The 21,384-nt window shown below is 45.5% G+C and carries 22 protein-coding genes; 14 read left to right on the forward strand and 8 right to left on the reverse strand.

Annotated features, from left to right (window positions below):
- The first annotated feature begins 181 nt into the window (after positions 1-181).
- From L9Q40_RS00460 to L9Q40_RS00470, 3 genes are read left to right on the forward strand one after another with little or no spacing between them, the layout of a single operon-like run.
- Positions 182-409, forward strand: coding sequence for a FeoA family protein (locus L9Q40_RS00460; RefSeq protein ID WP_014231158.1), 228 nt, complete (start codon positions 182-184; stop codon positions 407-409).
- The gene (feoB, locus tag L9Q40_RS00465; protein ID WP_498791643.1) at positions 409-2,685 is read left to right on the forward strand and encodes a Fe(2+) transporter permease subunit FeoB; all 2,277 of its coding nucleotides are present in this window, start codon (positions 409-411) and stop codon (positions 2,683-2,685) included. The genes L9Q40_RS00460 and feoB overlap by 1 nt, the downstream gene beginning before the upstream one ends.
- Positions 2,682-2,912: a FeoC-like transcriptional regulator gene (locus L9Q40_RS00470; RefSeq protein WP_498791644.1), complete on the forward strand. Its 231-nt coding sequence runs from the start codon at positions 2,682-2,684 to the stop codon at positions 2,910-2,912. The genes feoB and L9Q40_RS00470 overlap by 4 nt, the downstream gene beginning before the upstream one ends.
- Before the next feature lie 67 nt (positions 2,913-2,979).
- On the opposite strand, the gene L9Q40_RS00475 is transcribed toward L9Q40_RS00470, so the two are convergent.
- Positions 2,980-3,408 (reverse strand): HIT domain-containing protein, encoded by a 429-nt coding sequence (locus tag L9Q40_RS00475; RefSeq protein WP_014231161.1) that lies wholly within the window; start codon positions 3,406-3,408, stop codon positions 2,980-2,982.
- A gap of 105 nt (positions 3,409-3,513) precedes the next feature.
- Complete coding sequence (gene argS, locus L9Q40_RS00480; protein WP_014231162.1) at positions 3,514-5,247, reverse strand: arginine--tRNA ligase; 1,734 nt, start codon at positions 5,245-5,247, stop codon at positions 3,514-3,516.
- Between the two features lie 274 nt (positions 5,248-5,521).
- Here argS and L9Q40_RS00485 point away from each other — a divergent pair, with 274 nt between their 5' ends.
- On the forward strand, positions 5,522-6,115 hold the full coding sequence (locus tag L9Q40_RS00485; protein ID WP_330471241.1) for a VOC family protein: 594 nt from the start codon (positions 5,522-5,524) through the stop codon (positions 6,113-6,115).
- 116 nt (positions 6,116-6,231) lie between these two features.
- Here L9Q40_RS00485 and L9Q40_RS00490 read toward each other — a convergent pair whose 3' ends face one another.
- The 3 genes from L9Q40_RS00490 to purU all read right to left on the reverse strand — a co-directional run bounded on the left by L9Q40_RS00490 (position 6,232) and on the right by purU (position 9,272).
- The gene (locus L9Q40_RS00490; protein WP_409390361.1) at positions 6,232-6,603 is read right to left on the reverse strand and encodes a hypothetical protein; all 372 of its coding nucleotides are present in this window, start codon (positions 6,601-6,603) and stop codon (positions 6,232-6,234) included.
- Positions 6,604-6,607: 4 nt separating this feature from the next.
- The gene (locus tag L9Q40_RS00495; protein WP_498791645.1) at positions 6,608-8,230 is read right to left on the reverse strand and encodes a trypsin-like serine protease; all 1,623 of its coding nucleotides are present in this window, start codon (positions 8,228-8,230) and stop codon (positions 6,608-6,610) included.
- A gap of 208 nt (positions 8,231-8,438) precedes the next feature.
- Positions 8,439-9,272 carry a formyltetrahydrofolate deformylase gene (gene purU / locus L9Q40_RS00500; protein WP_014231166.1) on the reverse strand — a complete coding sequence of 278 codons (834 nt, stop codon included), beginning with the start codon at positions 9,270-9,272 and terminating at the stop codon, positions 8,439-8,441.
- A gap of 215 nt (positions 9,273-9,487) precedes the next feature.
- On the opposite strand from purU, the gene yoaA reads away from it, so the two are divergent.
- The 7 genes from yoaA to rnd all read left to right on the forward strand — a co-directional run bounded on the left by yoaA (position 9,488) and on the right by rnd (position 16,973).
- On the forward strand, positions 9,488-11,398 hold the full coding sequence (gene yoaA, locus L9Q40_RS00505; protein WP_014231167.1) for a DNA repair helicase YoaA: 1,911 nt from the start codon (positions 9,488-9,490) through the stop codon (positions 11,396-11,398).
- Between the two features lie 57 nt (positions 11,399-11,455).
- Positions 11,456-12,157, forward strand: a complete 702-nt coding sequence (tsaB, locus tag L9Q40_RS00510; RefSeq protein WP_330471238.1) for a tRNA (adenosine(37)-N6)-threonylcarbamoyltransferase complex dimerization subunit type 1 TsaB — start codon at positions 11,456-11,458, stop codon at positions 12,155-12,157.
- Positions 12,158-12,206: 49 nt separating this feature from the next.
- Positions 12,207-12,512, forward strand: a complete 306-nt coding sequence (locus tag L9Q40_RS00515; protein ID WP_498791646.1) for a chromosome partitioning protein ParA — start codon at positions 12,207-12,209, stop codon at positions 12,510-12,512.
- Positions 12,513-12,559: 47 nt separating this feature from the next.
- Positions 12,560-13,117, forward strand: coding sequence for a Slp family lipoprotein (locus tag L9Q40_RS00520; RefSeq protein WP_434172016.1), 558 nt, complete (start codon positions 12,560-12,562; stop codon positions 13,115-13,117).
- 6 nt (positions 13,118-13,123) lie between these two features.
- Positions 13,124-13,978 (forward strand): alpha/beta fold hydrolase, encoded by an 855-nt coding sequence (locus tag L9Q40_RS00525; protein WP_491842649.1) that lies wholly within the window; start codon positions 13,124-13,126, stop codon positions 13,976-13,978.
- A gap of 105 nt (positions 13,979-14,083) precedes the next feature.
- On the forward strand, positions 14,084-15,775 hold the full coding sequence (gene fadD, locus L9Q40_RS00530) for a long-chain-fatty-acid--CoA ligase FadD (protein ID WP_498791647.1): 1,692 nt from the start codon (positions 14,084-14,086) through the stop codon (positions 15,773-15,775).
- Between the two features lie 79 nt (positions 15,776-15,854).
- Complete coding sequence (gene rnd / locus L9Q40_RS00535; RefSeq protein ID WP_498791648.1) at positions 15,855-16,973, forward strand: ribonuclease D; 1,119 nt, start codon at positions 15,855-15,857, stop codon at positions 16,971-16,973.
- Positions 16,974-17,100: 127 nt separating this feature from the next.
- On the opposite strand, the gene minE is transcribed toward rnd, so the two are convergent.
- The 3 genes from minE to minC are packed head-to-tail and all read right to left on the reverse strand — an operon-like array spanning position 17,101 to position 18,859.
- On the reverse strand, positions 17,101-17,364 hold the full coding sequence (gene minE, locus L9Q40_RS00540) for a cell division topological specificity factor MinE (protein ID WP_014231174.1): 264 nt from the start codon (positions 17,362-17,364) through the stop codon (positions 17,101-17,103).
- Between the two features lie 2 nt (positions 17,365-17,366).
- On the reverse strand, positions 17,367-18,179 hold the full coding sequence (minD, locus tag L9Q40_RS00545) for a septum site-determining protein MinD (protein WP_014231175.1): 813 nt from the start codon (positions 18,177-18,179) through the stop codon (positions 17,367-17,369).
- A 17-nt stretch (positions 18,180-18,196) separates the two neighbouring features.
- Entirely contained in the window at positions 18,197-18,859 is a 663-nt protein-coding gene (minC, locus tag L9Q40_RS00550; protein WP_020336114.1) for a septum site-determining protein MinC, read from the reverse strand.
- A 197-nt stretch (positions 18,860-19,056) separates the two neighbouring features.
- Here minC and L9Q40_RS00555 point away from each other — a divergent pair, with 197 nt between their 5' ends.
- The 3 genes from L9Q40_RS00555 to L9Q40_RS00565 all read left to right on the forward strand — a co-directional run bounded on the left by L9Q40_RS00555 (position 19,057) and on the right by L9Q40_RS00565 (position 21,379).
- Positions 19,057-19,341 (forward strand): YcgL domain-containing protein, encoded by a 285-nt coding sequence (locus tag L9Q40_RS00555; protein ID WP_014231177.1) that lies wholly within the window; start codon positions 19,057-19,059, stop codon positions 19,339-19,341.
- Between the two features lie 44 nt (positions 19,342-19,385).
- Positions 19,386-20,357, forward strand: coding sequence for a lytic murein transglycosylase (locus L9Q40_RS00560; RefSeq protein WP_498791649.1), 972 nt, complete (start codon positions 19,386-19,388; stop codon positions 20,355-20,357).
- Between the two features lie 74 nt (positions 20,358-20,431).
- Positions 20,432-21,379, forward strand: a complete 948-nt coding sequence (locus L9Q40_RS00565) for a LysR family transcriptional regulator (RefSeq protein WP_014231179.1) — start codon at positions 20,432-20,434, stop codon at positions 21,377-21,379.
- Positions 21,380-21,384 lie beyond the last annotated feature (5 nt).

Below are 21,384 nucleotides of genomic sequence, written 5' to 3' on the forward strand. Positions count from 1 at the left end.
GATAGTTTTGACGAAATTGACGTACTCAAACTTGACGAAGTTGACGTTTAAAGGAGGGTGATAACAATTATGGTAACTTTGATTTCACACAATAAATCAATGGAGACATAGGAGTAATATTGCAGCATCAATTTATTAAATGAAAATATTTATCATTAGCAATAATCATGTTGGAGCCATAATGAAGCTATCAGAAATTATACCCGGCGATTCGGTGACTATTCGTTTATTAGATGGTCTTTCACCTGACGTAAGAAAAAAGCTAATGGTAATGGGGCTATTGCCTAACACAGTAGTCAAAGTTATTAGGCGAGCTCCAATGGGTGACCCATTACAAGTTGAAGTTCGTGGTGTGTCTGTTGCAGTAAGAGAGACGATTGCTCAAAAAATCGAAGTGGAGAGGGTGTAATGCAGTATCAAGTACTTACGGTAGGTAATCCTAATAGTGGCAAAACGACTCTTTTTAATGGTTTAACAGGCGCAAAGCAACAGGTCGGTAACTGGGCTGGTGTGACTGTCGAGAAAAAAACGGGTCAATTTAAACATGCCGGTGACCAGTTTTTTCTTACAGACCTTCCTGGCATTTACTCATTAGACAGCGGAAATGATAGCAACAGTATCGATGAATCAATTGCTTCACGTGCGGTACTAACTCATCCAGCAGATTTGATCATCAATGTTGTCGACGCCACAAGTTTGGAGCGCAGTCTATACATGACGCTGCAGCTTCGCGAGCTTGGTCGTCCGATGATTGTCGTTCTGAACAAGATGGATGCGTTAAAGCGCGAACGTCAAGTAATTAACGTGGCTGAGTTAGAGAAGACATTGGGGTGCCCGGTTCTCAGTTTGTCGGCGACGGACAAAAAACAAGTCGCAGAATTTAAAGAGCGATTGCACAAATCCATCATTCAGGGTGTTGCGCTTAAAGAGATATCGTTGAACTATGGTCAACAAATGGAAGCGGCGATTGAAAAAGTCTCAACGCTTTTTAGTGATCAAACTGTCTCTCATCGTGCGCTTGCTATCCGTGCCTTAGAAAAAGACACTCTGGTTCTAAACAGTCTTTCAGAAAGTGATAGAAGCACGGTTTTAGAGTCGATTGCAAAGCTTGGTCTGGATATTGATTTACATGTTGCGGATATCAAATATACGCATTTGCATGAGCAGTGTAAGAAGATTCGCCGTAGTGAGGGCAAACTCAGTCGCAGTGTGACAGAAAAGCTAGACCAATTTATCTTAAATAAATGGGTAGGTATTCCGTTTTTCTTTGCTGTCATGTATTTGATGTTTATGTTCTCGATTAATATCGGCAGCGCATTTATTGACTTCTTTGATATCGGAGTCGGTGCGTTACTGGTTGATGGTGGCCATTACCTACTTGATGATCACTTACCTGTATGGCTAGTGACTGTGCTTGCTGATGGTATTGGTGGTGGTATTCAAACGGTCGCTACCTTTATTCCAGTCATTGCTTGTCTATATTTATTCCTCGCAGTACTAGAAAGCTCTGGTTACATGGCTCGCGCGGCGTTTGTTCTGGATAAAGTGATGCAGAAAATCGGCTTGCCAGGTAAAGCCTTTGTACCGCTTGTTTTAGGGTTTGGCTGTAATGTCCCGTCTATTATGGCTACCCGAACTCTTGATCAAGAACGTGAACGTAAGCTGGCAGCATCCATGGTTCCGTTTATGTCTTGTGGTGCTCGCCTACCTGTTTACGCATTGTTTGCAGCAGCGTTCTTCCCTGATTCAGGTCAAAACGTTGTATTTGCGCTTTACCTGCTTGGCATTGTGGCTGCCATTTTCACCGGCCTGTTCCTTAAAAATACCCTTTACCCGGGTAGCAGTGACAGCTTTGTCATGGAAATGCCTAACTACGAGCTACCGACACTGCAGAATGTTGTGATTAAAACCTGGCAAAAGCTCAAGCGTTTTGTACTCGGGGCAGGTAAAACCATTGTTATTGTGGTGGCGCTACTTAGCTTTCTAAACTCACTTGGTACTGACGGCAGCTTCGGTAATGAAGATAGCGAGAAATCTGTACTTTCAAAAGCGTCACAGGTTGTCACCCCCGTGTTTGCGCCAATTGGTATCGAAAAGGATAACTGGCCTGCGACAGTGGGTATTATTACCGGTATCTTCGCTAAAGAAGCCGTAGTCGGTACGCTGAACAGCTTATATACCACGCCAACTGACGGTGACGAAGCGGAATACGACCTAATAGGTAGCTTAGAAGAAGCAGTAATGAGTATACCTGAGAACCTTGCCGGTCTTAGTTACTCAGATCCATTAGGCATCGAGGTTGGTGACTTAACCGATTCATATGCGGTAGCAGAAGAGCAAGAAATTGATGCCTCTATTTTTGGCAACATTAAATCTCAGTTTGTTTCTGGCCATGCTGCGTTTGCGTACTTAATCTTCATTCTGCTGTACACGCCATGTGTTGCTGCAATGGGGGCGTATGTGCGTGAATTTGGTAATAACTTTGCTCGTTTTATTGCGGTTTGGACGATGGGGCTGGCTTACCTAACGGCGACTTTCTATCATCAAATGATGCACTTTGCGGACAGCCCAGTTACAAGCGGTATATGGATGGCAGTGATCGTGGCGATCTTCTTTGGTACTTATCGTGTCTTTAAGCGCATTGGTAAGAAGCAGCAAGGTTCGCTGGAGGTACAAGTGGCATGATCTTAAAACAGCTTTATAACTATATTGCAGATAACGGCGCGGTGTCGCAGTCCGAGTTGGCAAAGCAGTTTGGCATGAGTGAAGATGGTGCCGACGCAATGCTGAGTGTGTGGATCAACAAAGGACGTATCACCCGTTTGGTTGACACCAATAAAGCACATCATGTGATTCGCATGCGTTATGCGGTGACGCGGCAAGATGGACTCTCACTGACAGTGACGATGTAAACCGTCGGACATAAAGAAGCCGCCATATTAACGGGCGGCTTTTTCGTCTCTGGAGTCTGCGCCAGATCTATACTTTTTGGAAAATAGAACTGAGTGACAATACATTCTGAATGCGCCCAAGGACTTCATCTTGCTCTTCGTCACTGCGGAATTCACCTTTAGTGTTGCCCCAAACAGGCCCGGGCCAAGCGACGTCATCTTTAAAGCGTGCGATATGATGAATATGCAGTTGAGGTACCATGTTACCCAGTGCTCCCATATTGAGCTTGTCTGGAAGGAATGTCGCTTCTAGAGCTTGGCTCACCGCCTGAGACTCTAACAAGAACTGTCTCTGATCGTGCATGGGTAAGTGGTGCAGCTCTTTTAAGTTCGCACGCTTGGGAACCAGAATTACCCAAGGTACGGCATTATCTTTATGTAGCAGAGCAACGCAAAGTGGAAAATGACCAATAACAGTGGTGTCTTTTGCTAATTGAGGGTGCAATTCAAAACTCATTTTGTTTTCCAATTCATTTTTAATTGTATTGATTGAATTCAGTATAAACAAAAAGGCTGACGCTCTCACGTCAGCCTTTGTTTTTAAGCGTTAGCTAAGATTCGCTTACATGCGCTCTAGCGTTTCGATACCTAGTAGAGACAGACCTTGCTTGATGGTCTTCGCTGTTAGTGCAGCAAGCTTCAGACGGCTTTGTTTAACAGCTTCGTCTTCTGCAACTAGGATAGGGCACGCTTCGTAGAAGCTAGAGAACTGGCCTGCTAGTTCAAATAGGTAGCTACACATAATGTGTGGTTGACCTTCGCGAGCGACAGATTGAACCGCTTCTTCGAACTGTAGAAGTTTTGCGATGAGCGCTTTTTCTTTCTCGTCAGTAACCTGGATATCACCTTGAAGGTCATCCATGGCAACACCTGCTTTTGCAAAGATAGAAGCAACACGAGTGTATGCATACTGCATGTATGGTGCAGTATTGCCTTCGAACGCAAGCATGTTATCCCAGTCAAACACGTAGTCAGTCGTACGGTGCTTAGAAAGGTCTGAGTATTTAACTGCTGCCATCGCAACTGTTTTAGAGATCTTCTCTTTCTCTTCTGCATCTAGCTCTGGGTTCTTAGATTCGATCAGCTGCGCTGCACGAACTTCTGCTTCATCAAGAAGGTCCGCTAAACGTACTGTACCGCCCGCACGAGTCTTGAATGGCTTACCATCTTTACCTAGCATCATACCGAATGCGTGGTGCTCAAGAGAAACTGACTCAGGCACGTAGCCAGCTTTACGAACAATAGTCCAAGCCTGCATTAGATGTTGGTGCTGACGAGAGTCAATGAAGTAAAGTACGCGGTTCGCACCCAGTTCTTCGTAACGGTATTTTGCACATGCGATATCTGTTGTGGTGTACAAGAAGCCGCCATCGCGTTTTTGAACGATAACGCCCATAGGCTCACCGTCTTTGTTCTTGTACTCGTCTAGGAAAACAACTTGCGCGCCGTCATCTTCAACCGCAAGACCTTGCTCTTTTAGGTCTGCAACAATCTTAGGTAGCATGTCGTTGTACATGCTCTCGCCCATAACGTCTTCACGAGTTAGTGAAACGTTTAGACGGTCGTAGTTGCGTTGGTTTTGGATCATGGTTACGTCAACCAGTTTCTTCCACATTTCTGCGCAGAACTCGTCGCCGCTTTGTAGTTTCACCACGTAGTTACGCGCTTTTACTGCGAACTCTTCGTCTTCATCATACAGTTTTTTAGATTCGCGGTAGAAGGCTTCAAGGTCAGCCAGCTCCATAGACACTTCGCCAGACTCTTGTTGTACACGCTCAAGGTTAGCGATAAGCATGCCGAACTGAGTACCCCAGTCACCGATGTGGTTCGCACGAATCACTTTATGGCCCAAGAACTCAAGAGTACGTACAACAGCGTCACCAATGATGGTTGAACGCAGGTGACCAACGTGCATTTCTTTTGCAACGTTTGGAGCCGAGTAGTCAGCGACGATAGTTTGCGCTTCTTCTTCTGCTACACCCAGACGTGAATCTGCTAGTGCTGCATCCGCTTGTTTCGCCAAGAACTCTTCGCTTAGGAAAATGTTGATAAAACCAGGGCCAGCGATTTCTGTTTTGCTCGCGATACCGTCAAGGTCTAGAACATCCAGTACTTTCTGTGCAAATTCTCGTGGGTTAGTACCCAGTTTTTTAGCAACGCCCATTACGCCGTTTGCTTGGTAGTCACCAAATTGTGGCTTTGCTGATTGACGAACGGCTGCAGGGCTGCCTGCAGGTGCGCCAGCGGCTTCTAGAGCCTGAGATACTTTGTCATTAATAAGTGCTTGGATATTCACACGAGTTTCCTTCAATTCGAGGACTAAGAACCCGTTATAATCAGAGTCGAGTTCTGTTGGAGTTCACAAAAATGGCGCTAATGATAACAACTTTATTGCTTTTCATACAGAGAGGATTTGGGGAAATTTATACTTTTTCGACTGAATGGAAATGTACATCCAAACAAGCCCTGCCTCGCTGAACCCATCATAGTGAAGCTATTTGGGTATAAGGCGCTTTAGGTTTACTATTGCGACTCTATAAAAGACAAAATCCTCCTTTCAGAGAATACCGATGACGACTGAATTAGTAGAAAAACGCTTAACACCCGAATTGATGCTCCAGGACTTGGACGCGTTTGTGGAAAAAATTGAAGCACTGGCTTCAATGCTTCACTTGGATTTGAGTTTGGCTCAGGCTGACCATATTGCGTTGCGTATCAACGATACTCAAACGGCGCAACAAGCCCATCAAGCATGGGCTCAGTACGGTAAAGTCATTTCTCAGGCGCATATCAATGGCCGTCCAATCATCGTGATTGAGTTTGAAAACATGCTAGAAAGCCGGGGGTGGAAAATTGAGTGTTTGGAATTACCGTATCCGGCAGAAGGCAAAATTTACCCAACAGAAGGTTGGGAGCATGTAGAGTTTGTCATCCCGTCTCATGCGGATACGGCGGATGAGTTTCTCGCTGATCTAAGACACACTTACCCGGATTTCGGTGCGCAGTTTGAAAAGTTGGAAGAAATTGGCGTGAAAACCAAATTATCGAGTCCGAAAGGGGAAGGGGAACGCCTCAACAACCCAACGGTGGCATTTAAATACCAAGGGGTGTGTATCAAACTTCATCCGCATTCACTAAAGGCGATTGTCGAGTCTGAAGCATAAAAGCAAGCTCGTTCGAGCGAGAGGTTGGCTTATTACTGCCGTCTCAACAAGTTCGTTGATAATTTTCTCGTTGTAGAAGATGAAAAGGGAGCTGAGGCTCCCTTTAAATTAGAGAATTACTTTTTAGTCAGTGACTTGCCCATTGGGTTTGAGATGGAAAGCTTTTTGCCTTGCAACTCTTCGCCCAAAGGTAATGTGAAGGTCTTTGAAAACGGCATTCGTTTACAATGATCCATTTTGTCTCTGACGATGGTGACCAGAACCTTTGTTTGAGAATTTTGCTCGACTTTCAGGCTAAAGTCATCGTTTTGACTACAGCCTGTCGACTCGGCGATAAATGAAATCGTACTCTCACTAACTCGGTAAGCTTCAACCATCATTGCTTGGTGCTCAGATGTGAGACTTTCTTGCATCTCTGCATTCGCTGAGCAAGCGGCCAAGCTGATAGAGCTCAAGCTAAGCAGTACTGTTTTGAATGCATATTTCATCTGATTATCCTCTTTTTCGGCGAAGGAATGAGCCAGCAGCCAGCAGCATTAACAGACCAATAGATAAGCTGCCACCTGAGCTGGATTTGCTCTTAACACTATTATCGCCATTGTTATCCGCGCTAGCCGCCATTTTGATATTACGAATATTCGCTTGTGCGTCAAAACCACCAGTCTCTGCGTAGTTTTTCACGTAAGCCAACATAACCGTATTTGACGTTCTGTAAAGATCGGCTGAAACCTCGGTGTAATCTAGAAGCTGGTTGGTGTAATCATACATTTGACCATTAATATAGACGACAAAATAGTCAAAACCATCGGGTAACACTTTCAGATCCATCGTCAGTTTGCCTTTAGGCAGATCAGTGAGGTACAAGATAGACTCACCAGTAGCAGCGCCCATATCTGCAGAGTGAAGTTCACCATTTTCGGCTGTCCAAGCGTAATTATTGGTATAAACATTAACACCTGTCAGCGGAATGGCACTGCTCAACGAATTGCTGGCCTTATCAACACCCATATATTCAAAGGTGGTCGAAAGCTTAGGTAGTTTCGGGTGATCGGTGGTGACTTCAATCGTTTCCACTGAAGCTGCATAAGTTGGGTAGTAGCCCACCGTAATTTGACAACTTTCAGAAGGACTCAGGGTCTCTATACAAGTGTTTTCGGCAATTGTTAGTCCGCTTGATAGGGTAACATCGGTGATGTTGAGTGGAGAGTCTACCTCGTCATTACGAATGGTAAAGGTCTCCTGTTGAGCTTTTCTCTCAACCAGACGAAGATCTCGATACTGGGTATAGCTGATGGTATTGCGATGGCTATCTATCCAGCCGTTGTGCTGAAAGTGGGCCACGTTGGCGTAAACGCCATAGGCCTCAGGTTGAGCACACCCTTCACCCCAACTAACCACACCCAGCAGTTTGTTGATGCCATTATCATCGACAATGAGCGGTCCGCCACTATCTCCTTGACAGCTGTCTTTTCCTCCCGAGATGTACCCAGCACAAATGCCATCATCTGATACATTGGAATAATTTCCCTCCAGATTTTGGCACGTAGCGCGGTCTACATATTCCAGATCCACTTGTTGTAGCACGGTTGGGAATACTGTACCTGTGGTCGAGGTATTGCCCCAGCCCGCGACATGGAGCTTGTCCCCTGTTTGCACAATATCTAATACTGTAGGCGTTGCTAATTCGATAGTCGCGCTATCGACACTATGTGCAAGTTCGATAAGGGCGATATCATTGTTCGTTGTATAACTATTATAGGCGTGATGTGTATAGATATTTTGAACTGCGATACGCTGCGCTTGAGACTCATTTGTTTGGTCGTAGAGGCCAAGCACGATATCGATATCATCTGCATTGGTGTCTTCAACACAGTGCGCTGCGGTTAATACGTATTTTCCGCCAAGGAAACTACCACCACAGAAGTGGCCAAGGTAGGCTGGCTGGTCTTTATGTACGATTGAAGCAATAAATCTCCAGTCTGTTGTATTGGCTGGCTCTCCGCCAATAATTCGTGTGGATACATCATTCTGAAAAGGATTAAGAGTGTCAGTATCTGCCATTGTGGTTGCAGGTAAAGTCATCCCAATCAGAAAAGCCACTAACGTTTTTTTCATTTTAATTCCTCGTTATTAAATTGGTTTATTATAAGGAGATTGATTTATAAACCAAATTATTCGTGAGGTAAATGATTGTAAGTAAATGGAAAAATTTCGGCGCAGATCGCTTAGTTATAACGTTAAAAGCTCAGGATAGTGCTGAAAAGACAAAACCCGCCAAAGAGGCGGGTTTATTTGTCGTTCTGGTATGTGACGGAAGAGCTTATTACAGAATCACGGTCTTATTGCCGTAGACAAAGACATGGTCATTCAACACTTTATTAAGCGCTTTACTTAAGACGTTCTTCTCGACATCACGACCTGCTTGCGCCATGTCCTGTGCACTAAAGTTGTGGTCGACAGGAATTACGTCCTGCTTAATGATCGGGCCTTCGTCCAAATCATTGGTCACAAAGTGCGCTGTAGCACCGATGATCTTAACCCCACGGTCATAGGCTTGTTGGTAAGGCTTCGCACCAATAAACGCTGGTAAGAAACTGTGGTGAATGTTGATGATTTTGTGGTGGTATTTCTCAACAAATGACGGAGTTAATACGCGCATGTACTTCGCTAGAACGATGTAGTCCGCATCGTATTGGCCGATGACTTCGAGCATTTTTTGTTCGTGCTCTTCGCGGCTGAGATCCTCATGCGTCACATAGTGATAAGGAATATCAAATCGCTCAGTCAGCGTTTGCAGTTTGTCGTAGTTACCAACGACCGCCGCGATTTCAACATCTAAGCCACCATCGTAATTTTTCATCAGAATATCGCCCAGACAATGCGCTTCTTTCGTTACCAAGATAACGATACGCTTACGGCGGGAGCTAACCAACGTGCGTTTTGCACCGGCAGGTAAAGCCTGGTCTAAATCGGCGAGAAGAGTGTGATCGTTGAAGTAACCTTCCAACTCTGTGCGCATGAAAAAGTGCCCGCTGGTATTATCAACAAACTCGTTATTGTGAATGATATTTAGTTGATGCTTGTAACAAATGTTAGTGATTTTTGAGATTAAACCCGGAGCGTCTGAACAATGGGTTAACAGGGTTTTCTTTTCCATAAACTAGGGACTTCCATGCAATAAAAATGAAGCGTACGAAAAGTGCGTTGGCTGACAGGAACCAACCGTACCGCAATGTTCCACCATAAATAATCTATTCTGGGACTGGTTTCAACAAAATATCTACGATGAGTAATAAGCAGGTCATATTGTAGGCTGATGTCTGCGCCAATCGTCTGTTATAATCTCGGCAATTTTTCTAATCAGACCCAGATATGATCGCAAAAACATTCTCCTCTGAGGGCGCTTTAGGTAAAGCTATACCGGGCTTTCAGGCTCGCCAGCCCCAAATTGATATGGCAGAAGCCGTCAGTAGTGCGATCAAAGATCAGAGTCAACTGGTAGTGGAAGCCGGGACAGGAACAGGCAAAACCTTTGCTTACCTAGTTCCTGCTCTGTTAAGCGGCAAGAAAGTCATCATCAGTACCGGTTCTAAAAACCTGCAGGAGCAGCTGTACCATCGAGATTTACCTCTCATGGTGAATGCACTGGGCTTTTATGGTCAGGTAGCGCTGTTGAAAGGGCGCTCCAACTACCTTTGTCTGGATCGCCTTAGCCGTCAGATGGTGGAAAGCCACACTAACGAGTCGGATCCCACGTTGCTGACTCAATTAGTTAAGGTGAGATCGTGGTCTTCCGAAACTAAAACGGGTGACTTAGGTGACTGCGAAGATTTGCCGGAAGACAGCATGATCATTCCGACGATTACATCGACGAACGACAATTGTTTGGGCAAAGAATGCCCAAGCTATACCGACTGTTTTGTACTAAAAGCACGCAAACGAGCCATGGATTCCGATGTGGTTGTGGTGAACCATCACCTGTTTCTTGCTGACCTAGCGATTAAAGAAACCGGGTTTGGAGAGTTGATCCCGGAGGCGGACGTCTTTATTTTCGACGAAGCGCATCAGTTACCCGACATTGCCAGTGAATATTTTGGGCAGACGGTCTCTAGCCGTCAAATTCATGATTTGGCTAAAGACATTGAAATTGCTTACCGAACCGAAGCGAAAGACATGCGTCAATTGCAGAAGGTCGGGGATAAGTTACTGCAAAGTGCCATGGACATGAGAATTGTGCTTGGCGAACCTGGATTTCGTGGCAACTGGCGAGAAGCGATGCAGTCGGAATCCATCAAGCGTGAACTGGTTCGGCTAACCGACAGTCTCGATCTTGCCATTGATGTTCTCAAAATTGCATTAGGCCGTAGCCAACTGCTGGATGCCGCATTTGAACGTGCCAATTTAATTAAAGGTCGGATCAACCGTGTTTGTGACGTCGACATCACTGGTTATTCCTATTGGTATGACACTTCACCCCGTCATTTTGCGTTGCACATCACTCCGCTTTCCGTTGCCGATAAGTTTCATGAGCAAATTGAAATTAAGCAGGGGTCTTGGATCTTTACCTCCGCAACCTTGGCGGTGTCGGGAGATTTTAAACATTTTACCGAGCGTTTAGGTCTGAAGCCCAAACAGCAGTTTTCGTTGCCATCGCCGTTTGATTATGAAAAACAAGCGCGCTTATGTGTACCTCGTTATTTACCAGAACCAAACAGTCCGGGGCTCGCGGATAAACTGGTGAGAATGTTAGCGCCAGTCATTGAAGAGAACCAGGGACGCTGCTTCTTTCTGTGTACCTCTCATAGCATGATGCGTGAGTTGGGTGAACAGTTCCGTGAAACGCTGGATTTGCCTGTTCTGATGCAAGGTGAAATGAGTAAACAAAAAACCTTGGCTGAGTTTATGGAGCTCGGAAATGCGTTGCTGGTGGCAACGGGTGCGTTTTGGGAAGGGATCGATGTTAGAGGTGATGCGCTGAGCTGTGTTATCATCGACAAATTACCGTTTACCGCCCCTGATGACCCGCTCCTCAAAGCCCGAATCGAAGATTGTCGACTGCGTGGCGGCGAGCCTTTTGCTGAAGTGCAAATTCCAGATGCGGTGATTACGTTAAAGCAGGGCGTAGGACGCTTGATTCGGGATCAGAAAGATCATGGAGCATTGATCATTTGTGATAATCGCTTGGTGACCCGAGATTATGGTGGCACCTTCTTGGGAAGTTTACCGCCGATTCCAAGAACACGAGATTTAGAACGAATCAAAGCTTTCCTTAAAGCAGGATAATCAGCCACAGACCTGTGTTGTGGCATAATCAAATCAAATAGAGTTGTAGAGAGTTAAATGAGCGCAAAAATTCTTGCCATCGATACATCAACTGAAAACTGTTCAGTTGCACTACTGGTTAATGATCAAGTGATTTCACGCAGTGAAGTTGCACCTCGTGACCATACGAAAAAAGTCTTACCTATGGTTGATGAAGTGTTGAAAGAAGCGGGTCTGACTCTACAAGAACTGGATGCACTGGCATTTGGTCGTGGTCCGGGTAGCTTCACAGGTGTTCGTATCGGTATCGGCATTGCACAAGGTTTAGCGTTTGGTGCTGAATTGCCGATGATTGGTGTGTCAACACTCGCTGCGATGGCACAAGCAAGCTACCGTCTTCATGGTTCGACGGATGTTGCCGTTGCTATTGATGCACGCATGAGTGAAGTGTACTGGGCGCGTTATTCTCGCCAGGAAAATGGTGAGTGGGCCGGTGTGGATGAAGAGTGTGTGATTCCGCCTGCACGTCTGGTTGAAGAAGCTCAAGCCGACGATAAAACCTGGACAACGGCAGGTACCGGTTGGGGGGCTTATCAGGAAGAGCTGGCCAATTTGCCATTCAGTGTTACTTCAAGTGACGTACTTTACCCTGATTCTCAAGACATCGTGATTCTGGCCAAGCAAGAGTTAGAAAAAGGCAACACGGTTCCGGTTGAAGAATCAAGTCCGGTTTATCTGCGCGATAATGTGACCTGGAAGAAACTTCCGGGCCGCGAATAATTTAGATTGAGATAAAAGCGGGGATTACCCCGCTTTTTTATGGAACGTTATGGCGTCGATTAATGGATTACCGCCCTCGCTGATAGCAGGTTCGACTCGCACGAACAAAGTCAGTAAAAAGAAGCAGGTAACAAAATCTCAGATTAAGCAACCTGTCGGTCAGGCGTCTAAAGTTGCTAGTGCGGTCGCGCATTCCATAAAGCAAGTGGATGAATCCCAGATTCACAGAGCACAAGTGCAGTACGATCTTCCCGAGGGAAATGCACGAAAAGCGATGGAACAGTACATGGATGTCATGAATCGAGCGAAAAAAGAGGAACTGGCTCAATTGCTTGGTGTCGATACTTATGTGTAATGGACGAAACTCATTCGTTCCCGATAAATAGATTTCAATGGTAGCTTATGACATTTTCTCGACACATTTTTCTGGTTTTGTTAGCTGCATTTGGGCTGTCGGCGTGCAGTTCTCTTCCTGAAGAATTGAATGCAACAACTGAGCAAGTTCTCACAGACTATAAAACGTTTGCTGAGTCGCAAGGGCTTGTAAATAGTGATGTCCGTCTAGGGGGGATCATCGCTAAAGTCGACAACTTCAAAGACAAAACGCGCGTAGAAATCGTTAATTTACCCATTAGCGAGACGGGCAAGCCCGATATTAGTGCTGAACCAGCAGGCCGTTTTGCCGTTTACTTCGATGGTTATTTAGAGCCTGTGGCATTTAGCAAAGGGCGTTTAGTCACAGTGGTCGGAAAAAGTGCGGGTGAAGAAGAAGGGAAAATCGGCGAGCGTGAATACATCTTCCCTCTGATGAAAGGTCAGGGCTACCGTTTATGGACGATAGAAGAGCGAGTACGAACTTACGATACACCACTTTTCCTTTACCCTTGCTATTCAATTAACTGTCGTATGGACCGTCACGATTTTCCGCAAGATGGCAGAATCATCAAACAGGTCAAATAATCTGCTATGCAAGAGCGTCGATTTGAACTTGCTGCCGGAACAATGGCAGCCCTTGAAATAGGTAATGAAAAAACGGCTGACTTGTCAGTCGTTTTTCTTCATGGTTGGTTAGACAACGCAGGTAGCTTCAAAGCGTTGATGGGGCAAATGCATCAGCTCAACCCAACTCTACATTTATTAGCCATTGATCATTTTGGGCATGGTTTGTCCAGCCACAAATCATCCGACAATTATTACCTTTTCCACGATTATATTGCCGACTTATATGAGTTATTGGATGAATTATCGCCAAACAGGCTGGTATTAGTAGGTCATTCACTTGGTGCTTTAGTCGCAAGTTGCTATAGTGCTGCGTTTCCTGAGCAGGTCGAAGCGTTAGTGCAAATCGAAGGTGCTGGTCCTCTTACCGAGGCGCCTTCTAATAGTTTGCAAAGACTTCGTGATGGCGTTTTGAGTCGACATCGGCAACAAAATAAGCCTGAACGATCCCTATCTTCTTTTGAACTGGCTCTAAAGTTACGCATGCAAGCCAACCAGCTGACCGCTGAACAGCTTCTGCCAATCGTAGAACGCGGAACAGTACAGCGTGAAAATGTCTGGTTTTGGCGACATGACGCTAAGTTAAAATGCGCTTCGCTTTACCGAATGGCGCAAGAGCATGCGGACTCAATCACCAGCCAAATACGTTGTCCACACCTGATCGTATTGGGCGACCAAGGATTCAAAAATTTACCTTCCAGCCAAGCTGATTGGGGGCAGAATTCACCACAAGTGATTACTGTCTCGGGAGGTCATCACTGTCATTTAGAGCAAATACTCGAAGTTTCAGACGGAATTCTTGGTGTAGTTAACAAAATTTAAACAAGTGTTTGGGAGTTTCGTGCTCAAGCACCTTCGCTGTGCTGTAATGGCCCTCAAAATAAAAAGGCTGTTATCGTAAGACAGCGATGAACGAGGAGTAATATCGTGGATAAACCATGGCTTTCACGTTATCCAAGTGACGTACCTGAAACCATTAACCCAGACCAATATGAGTCTTTGGTTGAAATGTTTGAGCAGTCTGTACAAAAGTACGCAGACCAACCAGCATTTATGAACATGGGCTCGGTTATGACCTTCCGAAAGCTGGAAGAGCGTAGTCGTGCATTTGCCGCTTACCTACAAAATGAGTTAAAGCTAAAAAAGGGTGACCGAGTTGCTCTGATGATGCCTAACTTGCTTCAATACCCCGTTGCGCTGTTTGGTATTTTGCGTGCAGGTTGCATCGCGGTAAACGTGAACCCGTTATACACTCCTCGTGAACTTGAACACCAGCTCAACGACTCTGGTGCAACAGCGATCGTGATTGTTTCTAACTTTGCTAATACGTTAGAGCAAATTGTTGAGAACACCTCTGTAAAACATGTTGTGCTGACCAGCCTTGGGCAGATGTTGCCGCGAGCGAAGGGTACGATTGTCGATTTTGTCGTGAAATACGTTAAAGGTATGGTGCCAAAATATAACCTGCCTGGTGCGATTTCAATGCGTAAAGCGTTAGGCAAAGGCCGTCGTTTACAGTACGTGAAGCCATTTATGTCTGGCGATGATATTGCATTTTTACAATACACTGGCGGTACGACGGGTGTGGCGAAAGGCGCGATTCTGACCCATCGCAATATGATTGCAAACGTATTGCAGGCGAAAGGTGCGTATGGCCCGGTGCTGACTCCTGGTAGAGAACTGGTTGTGACCGCATTACCGCTTTATCACGTATTTGCATTAACCGTGAACTGCCTGCTGTTTATCGAAATGGGTGGCCGTAACCTGTTGATTACCAACCCACGTGATATTCCGGGCTTTGTAAAAGAGTTACAAAAGCATCCATTTACTGCTATCACCGGGGTTAACACGCTGTTTAACGCTCTGGTTAACAATGAAGACTTCCATGAGCTGGACTTTAGCAATCTGCGACTGTCTGTTGGTGGTGGCATGGCCGTTCAGCGCGCCGTTGCAGAAAAATGGCTGAAGACAACAGGTTGCTATCTGCTAGAAGGTTATGGCCTGACAGAATGTTCTCCTCTGGTGGCCGCTTACCCGCATGATCTTATCGAATACAATGGGTCTATTGGTTTGCCTGTTCCGTCGACAGAAGTTCGTATCGTTGATGAAGATGGCAATGCTCTGCCAAATACTGAAACGGGTGAGCTTCAGGTTCGTGGCCCTCAAGTGATGCAAGGTTACTGGCAGCGTCCGGAGGCCAGCAAAGACACCATCAACCAAGAAGGCTGGTTATCAACCGGTGATATTGTTAAGTTTGACGACGAAGGCTTCCTGCATATTGTTGACCGTAAAAAAGATATGATTCTGGTCTCTGGCTTTAACGTTTATCCGAACGAAATCGAAGATGTTGTCGCATTGCACGGTAAAGTTCTGGAAGTTGCAGCGATTGGTCAGCCTAACGATGTTTCTGGTGAGCTGGTGAAAATCTATGTCGTTAAACGCGATCCAAGCTTAACGAAAGATGAAGTGATTGCGCATTGTCGCGAACATCTAACGGGATACAAGGTGCCAAAACTGGTTGAATTCCGTGAAGAATTACCGAAGACTAACGTAGGTAAAATTCTACGCCGTGTTCTTCGTGAAGAAAACGATGCAGAGCTTGCGAAGAAGAGCGCATAAGTCGATTTCGTGAAGTCGCCGGAATTAAAAAATGATAGAATGCCAGCGTTTTGCTGGCATTTTTTATAGCGAGAAGCATGTGAATTATAAGATTATTATTAAAAACAAAGACCTAGAACAAGTTTGCACTCAAGCCAGAGACGCAGATGTCGTTATGTTGGATACGGAATTTGTACGGATCAGAACTTTCTATCCACAGCTAGGTTTGATTCAGCTTTTCGACGGCAATAATCTTTCCTTAATCGATCCGACAGAACTGACGGACATGTCACCCTTCGTTGAACTTTTGAAAGATACCTCGGTATTAAAAGTCCTGCATGCGTGTGGTGAAGATCTCGAAGTGTTCCAGAATGCGTTTGGTTGCACGCCATTTCCTATGGTCGATACTCAGCTTATGGCTGCGTTTCTTGGGCATGGGCTATCAACAGGCTTTGCAACGCTAGTGGAAGAATATCTGAGTGTTGAACTGGATAAGAGCGAGTCTCGCACAGACTGGATGGCTCGTCCGCTGACGCAAAAGCAGCTTGATTATGCTGCGGCTGACGTACACTACTTGCTGCCGCTTTACGAAATCTTGCTCGATAAAGTCACCGAAGCTGGCTGGTGGCATGCGGTGCAGCAAGAGAGCGATTTACTTGTTTCGAAGCGTATTCGTGAAGTGAACGAAGAAAATGCGTATCTTGATATCAAAGGTGCATGGCAACTGAAACCGTCAGAGTTGGCTATCTTAAAGCCGTTGGCGACTTGGCGTTACCGTCAGGCAATCAAACGTGACCTTGCTCTGAACTTTGTTTTCAAAGAAGGGGACTTATTAACAGTTGCTCGCCTTGGTTTAACAAGCTTCAAGAAAATGGAAGCGGAAGGCATTGATATCCGAGCCGTTAACCGTCACGGTGCAAAGATTGCTGATATCGTTAAAAAAGCCAAGCAGACACCTGCGGATGAATACCCTGAGAAAATTGAACGTCTTATGGACTACCCAGGCTATAAGCAGGTCTTCAAGAACATGAAAGATATTGTGAAAAGTGCATCACAGAAATCTGGCTTAGCGACTGAGTTTCTAGCCTCTAAAAAGCAGATCAATCAGTTGCTTAGCTGGGTATGGAAAAAGGACCGTGATCCGGCAAGAATGCCTGATGTGATGCAAAACTGGCGTCTTGAACTTATCGGCGAAAAAATGAATAAAGCGCTTAAGTAGCGCAAGATGTAGATAGAACAAGGTTGGCCATGTAGCCAACCTTTTTTATGCAGTGTGCAATGTAGAAAGGTAGGTGTTTGTTAGTAAACCAATGACTGATTTCACTTCACAAACACCTAAATCCGAATTACTTCTCGTCGTCAGGCAGTTTTACATTTAACTCAAGCACCGAGATATCATCGTCTTTATGCTCAAACGTTAAATCAACCATGTTCGGGTCAATGTCTACGTATTTGCCGATCACCTTCAGGATATCCTCTTTTAACTGAGGCAGATAAGACGGTGCCGGATCATCTTGGCTGCGGCGTTCTGCCACAATAATTTGCAAACGCTCTTTGGCTAGACTTGCGGATTTTTTCTTCTGTGGGCGGAAAAATTCTAATAGTGACATGTCTATCCTCCGAACAGTCGTTTAAAGAGCCCTTTCTTCTCCTCTGTAAGGAAACGAAAATCTACCTTGTTACCAAGTAAGCGGTCTACTGTGTCAGAGTAAGCCATGCCTGCGTCTGTCTCTTCATCAAACGTTACTGGCACACCTTTGTTTGATGCGTTAAGCACCGCCTGGCTTTCAGGAATCACGCCCAGAAGCGGGATGTGAAGGATCTCCTCAACGTCCTCAACACTCAGCATTTCACCTTGGTTTACGCGCATCGGGTTGTATCGAGTCAACAGAAGGTGTTGCTTCACAGGCTCTAAACCTTGCTCTGCTCGTAGCGACTTCGAATCCAGAATACCCAAAATACGGTCTGAGTCGCGTACAGATGAGACTTCAGGGTTGGTGGTCACAATGGCTTCATCCGCGTAGTAGAGCGCCATTAGAGCACCTTGCTCGATACCTGCTGGTGAATCGCAGATGATGAAATCAAAACCCATCTCGTCCAATTCGGTAAATACACGCTGTACGCCATCTTTCGTGAGTGCGTCTTTGTCGCGCGTTTGTGATGCAGGAAGAATAAATAAGTTTTCTGTGCGCTTATCTTTGATCAGCGCTTGGTTTAATGTCGCTTCACCGTTAATGACGTTCACAAAGTCATAAACTACGCGACGCTCACAGCCCATAATAAGATCGAGGTTACGTAAACCGATATCGAAATCGATTACCGCAGTCTTATTGCCTTTTAAAGCCAAGCCAGAGGCGATGGCTGCGCTTGAAGTGGTCTTACCGACGCCACCTTTACCAGACGTTACTACAATAATGCGTGCCATTTGTTTTCCTTTTTATACTAAATCGTGAGTGTTTCGAGATGTAATGATTCTTCGGCTCTACTGATCATTACTTTCTGCTGCCAATACTCACTCTCAATTTGATCGCTTAACCAGTAATCTCCAGCAATAGATACTAGTTCTGCTTGTAAATCGTGGCAAATAATCCGCGCTTCATGCTGCCCACTGGCGCCTGCAATTGCGCGCCCGCGCAAAGTTCCGTGAATATGGATAGAACCATCGGCAATAACTTCCGCCCCAGCGCTAACATGTGCTAGTACCACTAAATCACCGTCTTTCGCGTAGATTTGTTGACCAGAGCGAACCGGTGTACGAACGAACTTCGTCGGCGCCATTTTCGCGGGTGCCTGGCTCGGCGATTTACTAGCGGACATGATGGCGAAGCCAGCTTCAGAAGCAAGGTTCTGTACACGTTTATCTTTGCAGCCCGTTACACCGACCGGAATGAACCCAGCATCGGCAATACCTTGCTTGAGTTTAGGAAAATCAATGTCGCCTTCGACTTTCGATATATTGATAACTAAAGGTGCTGATGCAAAGAATGACGGTGCCTGAGACACTTTTTCTTGCAAAAATTCGATAGTTTTTTCTATCTTGCTGTCAGAAAGGTGTAAAACTGACAAAGTAAAGCTGCTACCTTTAAGGTCTGGAGAATGGGTCATCGTGGACTTCTTGCCTCTGTTGAAAGAGCGTTGCCTTAAACTAGGTCTATCATGTTATATTTCATCTTTTGGCGCAGCAAGTTCTCTAACAAGCAATTCGGTGAATTAATCTCAAATTTGCTATTAAGTTTGCGGCAATTTTACGTTTCCAACTAAATCCGTAATAAAAACGGCTAAATCAGCATAAAAGGCGTGTCATGCTTTGTTCTATTTATAAAAGCTCTAAAAAAGAAGGTACTTATCTCTATATTCCGAAAAAGGATGATTTTTCACAGGTTCCTGACACCTTGATGCAGATGTTCGGTAAGCCTATCGCTGTCATGACGATTAAACTTGATGGTCGTACATTGGCGCAGGTGGATATCGAGAAAGTGAAAGCCTCATTAATTAACGATGGTTTCTTCCTGCAGGTTCCGCCACCACCGGAAAATCTGTTAGAAAAATATAAAGAACAAAAAGCTCAGCAAAAAGACAGGAAATAATTCCATATCTTGCTGAGACTTCTGCCTTGCTCAAGGAGGGGAATATGAAAAAAATACTGGCTACACTGCTTAGCGTTGGCATGTGTGCCTCAGCCTTTGCAAGTAGTGAAGGTTTTGAGGAATACCTGGATAAGTTGCGTGCAGAAGCGCGTGCTCAAGGCATCTCCGAGCAGGTCATCAGCGCCGCTTTCGCTAATGTTGAATATAAGCCACGAGCAGTGAAAGCAGACCGAAACCAACCTGAGAAAAAACTGACGCTGGATGAGTACATTCCGCGTGCAGTCCCAGAGTGGAAGGTTAAGCAAGCGAAAGAATTATACAAAGAGCACTACACCGAACTTAAACGCATTGGTGAGACCTTCGGCGTTCAGCCACGTTTTATTGTTGCGTTGTGGGGCGTGGAAAGTAATTTCGGTAAGTTTACGGGTAACTTCCGTGTCATAGACGCGCTTTCTACCTTGGCATTTGAAGGTCGCCGTGAAGAGTTCTTCCGTAAAGAAACCATGGCTGCCCTTCAGATTCTGGATCAAGGCCATATTGAACTTGAGAATTTCAAAGGTTCATGGGCGGGTGCGATGGGGCAGTGTCAGTTTATGCCAAGCTCCTTCCTTCGCTTTGCAGCGGATGGCAATGGTGATGGCAAGAAAGATATCTGGCAAACCAAAGCGGACGTGTTTGCTTCAACAGCGAATTATCTGAGCAAATCCGGCTGGGATGACAATTACACTTGGGGACGTCAGGTAAAAGTTCCGAAAGGGATTGATCATAACTTGGAAGGTCGAACCGAAGAGAAAGGTAAGTACCTGCAGGAGTGGAGCAAATTAGGTATCACCAAGTTTGATGGCAGCCCGCTACCTAAACTGGATGACGATATCAAAGCTTGGCTGATTATGCCTGACGATGAAAACGGTCGAACTTATCTGGTTTACAATAACTACAATGTGTTGATGAAGTGGAACCGCTCTTACTACTTCGCTCTAGCTGTTAGCCACTTAGCTGATCGCATCACATACTAGTTCCTGAATAAATTATCGTTCTTAAGGGCTCTTCGGAGCCCTTAGTTTTTACTGCATTTAAATCGAGGTAATTCGTGTTATCTGAACGTGCTGCTCAAATGGTCATTTTCTCTGCATTGATCAAACATAAAAGCTTTACGGCGGCAGCAAAAAGCCTCGGCGTATCCGTCTCCCATGTGAGTAAACAACTTAGCCAATTAGAGAACTCACTTGGTATTAAGCTGGTGCAACGCACAACGCGAAGTTTTACTCCGACTGAAGCGGGCAAAACCTTTTATCATCATTGTGAGCAGGTCGTTCAGGCTGTCAGCAGCGCGACGCTGGAAATGGAAAGCCAGAGAGATGAAGTGGCTGGGCTTGTGCGGTTGGGCATCTCGCAATCGTTCGGCACGTTACATATCATTCCTGCCATTCAGGAGCTAAGAGAACGGTATCCTCAACTTGAGGTTGAAGTGCACTTGTTCGACTACAAGGTGGACATGTTAGCTGAAGGCTTGGATTTATGGGTAACCAACAATGAACACTTGCCCGAAGGTTACATTGCCCAGCGATTAACGGATTGCCAGTTTGTTGTCGCGGCGTCTCCAGACTACCTGCTTAAACATGATAAGCCAGTGGAACCTGACGATCTATCGTTGCACAACTGCCTGATCTACAGAAGCTGGGAGCGTGATTACACCGGATGGGCATTTACAAAAGATCAGCAGGAACTCAACGTAAAAGTTTCCGGTAACTATTCTGTTGATCTTGCTGAAGCGGTTCGCGACGCTGCAATCGCAGGGTGGGGAATTGCTTATCTCGCGACGTATTTGCTTGGCGATGAATTCAGAACTGGGAAGTTAATTCAATTGCTGCCGGAATGGAAAGCCAGCCAGTCGATGCCTTTCTATGCGGTTTATCCGAGCCGACAGCACATGCCGAAAAAAATATCTGCGGTGATCAACTTTATAAAACAGAAGATCGGTAACCCATGTCATTGGGATCAAAGATTAGCACCGTATATCTCCATTCCTAAGTCATGACGATC

Source organism: Allocatenococcus thiocycli, assembly GCF_921292965.1.
GTDB classification, from domain to species: domain Bacteria; phylum Pseudomonadota; class Gammaproteobacteria; order Enterobacterales; family Vibrionaceae; genus Vibrio; species Vibrio natriegens.

What these genes read in the sequence shown, in the direction of transcription:
- L9Q40_RS00515 (WP_498791646.1), top strand. Translation starts at nt 12,207, where the DNA reads ATGGCGTCGATTAATGGATTACCGCCCTCGCTGATAGCAGGTTCGACT.
- L9Q40_RS00470 (WP_498791644.1), top strand. Translation starts at nt 2,682, where the DNA reads ATGATCTTAAAACAGCTTTATAACTATATTGCAGATAACGGCGCGGTG.
- minC (WP_020336114.1), bottom strand. Translation starts at nt 18,859, where the DNA reads ATGACCCATTCTCCAGACCTTAAAGGTAGCAGCTTTACTTTGTCAGTT.
- L9Q40_RS00475 (WP_014231161.1), bottom strand. Translation starts at nt 3,408, where the DNA reads ATGAGTTTTGAATTGCACCCTCAATTAGCAAAAGACACCACTGTTATT.
- L9Q40_RS00460 (WP_014231158.1), top strand. Translation starts at nt 182, where the DNA reads ATGAAGCTATCAGAAATTATACCCGGCGATTCGGTGACTATTCGTTTA.
- L9Q40_RS00560 (WP_498791649.1), top strand. Translation starts at nt 19,386, where the DNA reads ATGAAAAAAATACTGGCTACACTGCTTAGCGTTGGCATGTGTGCCTCA.
- L9Q40_RS00555 (WP_014231177.1), top strand. Translation starts at nt 19,057, where the DNA reads ATGCTTTGTTCTATTTATAAAAGCTCTAAAAAAGAAGGTACTTATCTC.
- L9Q40_RS00485 (WP_330471241.1), top strand. Translation starts at nt 5,522, where the DNA reads ATGACGACTGAATTAGTAGAAAAACGCTTAACACCCGAATTGATGCTC.
- purU (WP_014231166.1), bottom strand. Translation starts at nt 9,272, where the DNA reads ATGGAAAAGAAAACCCTGTTAACCCATTGTTCAGACGCTCCGGGTTTA.
- minD (WP_014231175.1), bottom strand. Translation starts at nt 18,179, where the DNA reads ATGGCACGCATTATTGTAGTAACGTCTGGTAAAGGTGGCGTCGGTAAG.
- tsaB (WP_330471238.1), top strand. Translation starts at nt 11,456, where the DNA reads ATGAGCGCAAAAATTCTTGCCATCGATACATCAACTGAAAACTGTTCA.
- minE (WP_014231174.1), bottom strand. Translation starts at nt 17,364, where the DNA reads ATGTCACTATTAGAATTTTTCCGCCCACAGAAGAAAAAATCCGCAAGT.
- L9Q40_RS00495 (WP_498791645.1), bottom strand. Translation starts at nt 8,230, where the DNA reads ATGAAAAAAACGTTAGTGGCTTTTCTGATTGGGATGACTTTACCTGCA.
- L9Q40_RS00525 (WP_491842649.1), top strand. Translation starts at nt 13,124, where the DNA reads ATGCAAGAGCGTCGATTTGAACTTGCTGCCGGAACAATGGCAGCCCTT.
- feoB (WP_498791643.1), top strand. Translation starts at nt 409, where the DNA reads ATGCAGTATCAAGTACTTACGGTAGGTAATCCTAATAGTGGCAAAACG.
- L9Q40_RS00490 (WP_409390361.1), bottom strand. Translation starts at nt 6,603, where the DNA reads ATGAAATATGCATTCAAAACAGTACTGCTTAGCTTGAGCTCTATCAGC.
- yoaA (WP_014231167.1), top strand. Translation starts at nt 9,488, where the DNA reads ATGATCGCAAAAACATTCTCCTCTGAGGGCGCTTTAGGTAAAGCTATA.
- L9Q40_RS00520 (WP_434172016.1), top strand. Translation starts at nt 12,560, where the DNA reads ATGACATTTTCTCGACACATTTTTCTGGTTTTGTTAGCTGCATTTGGG.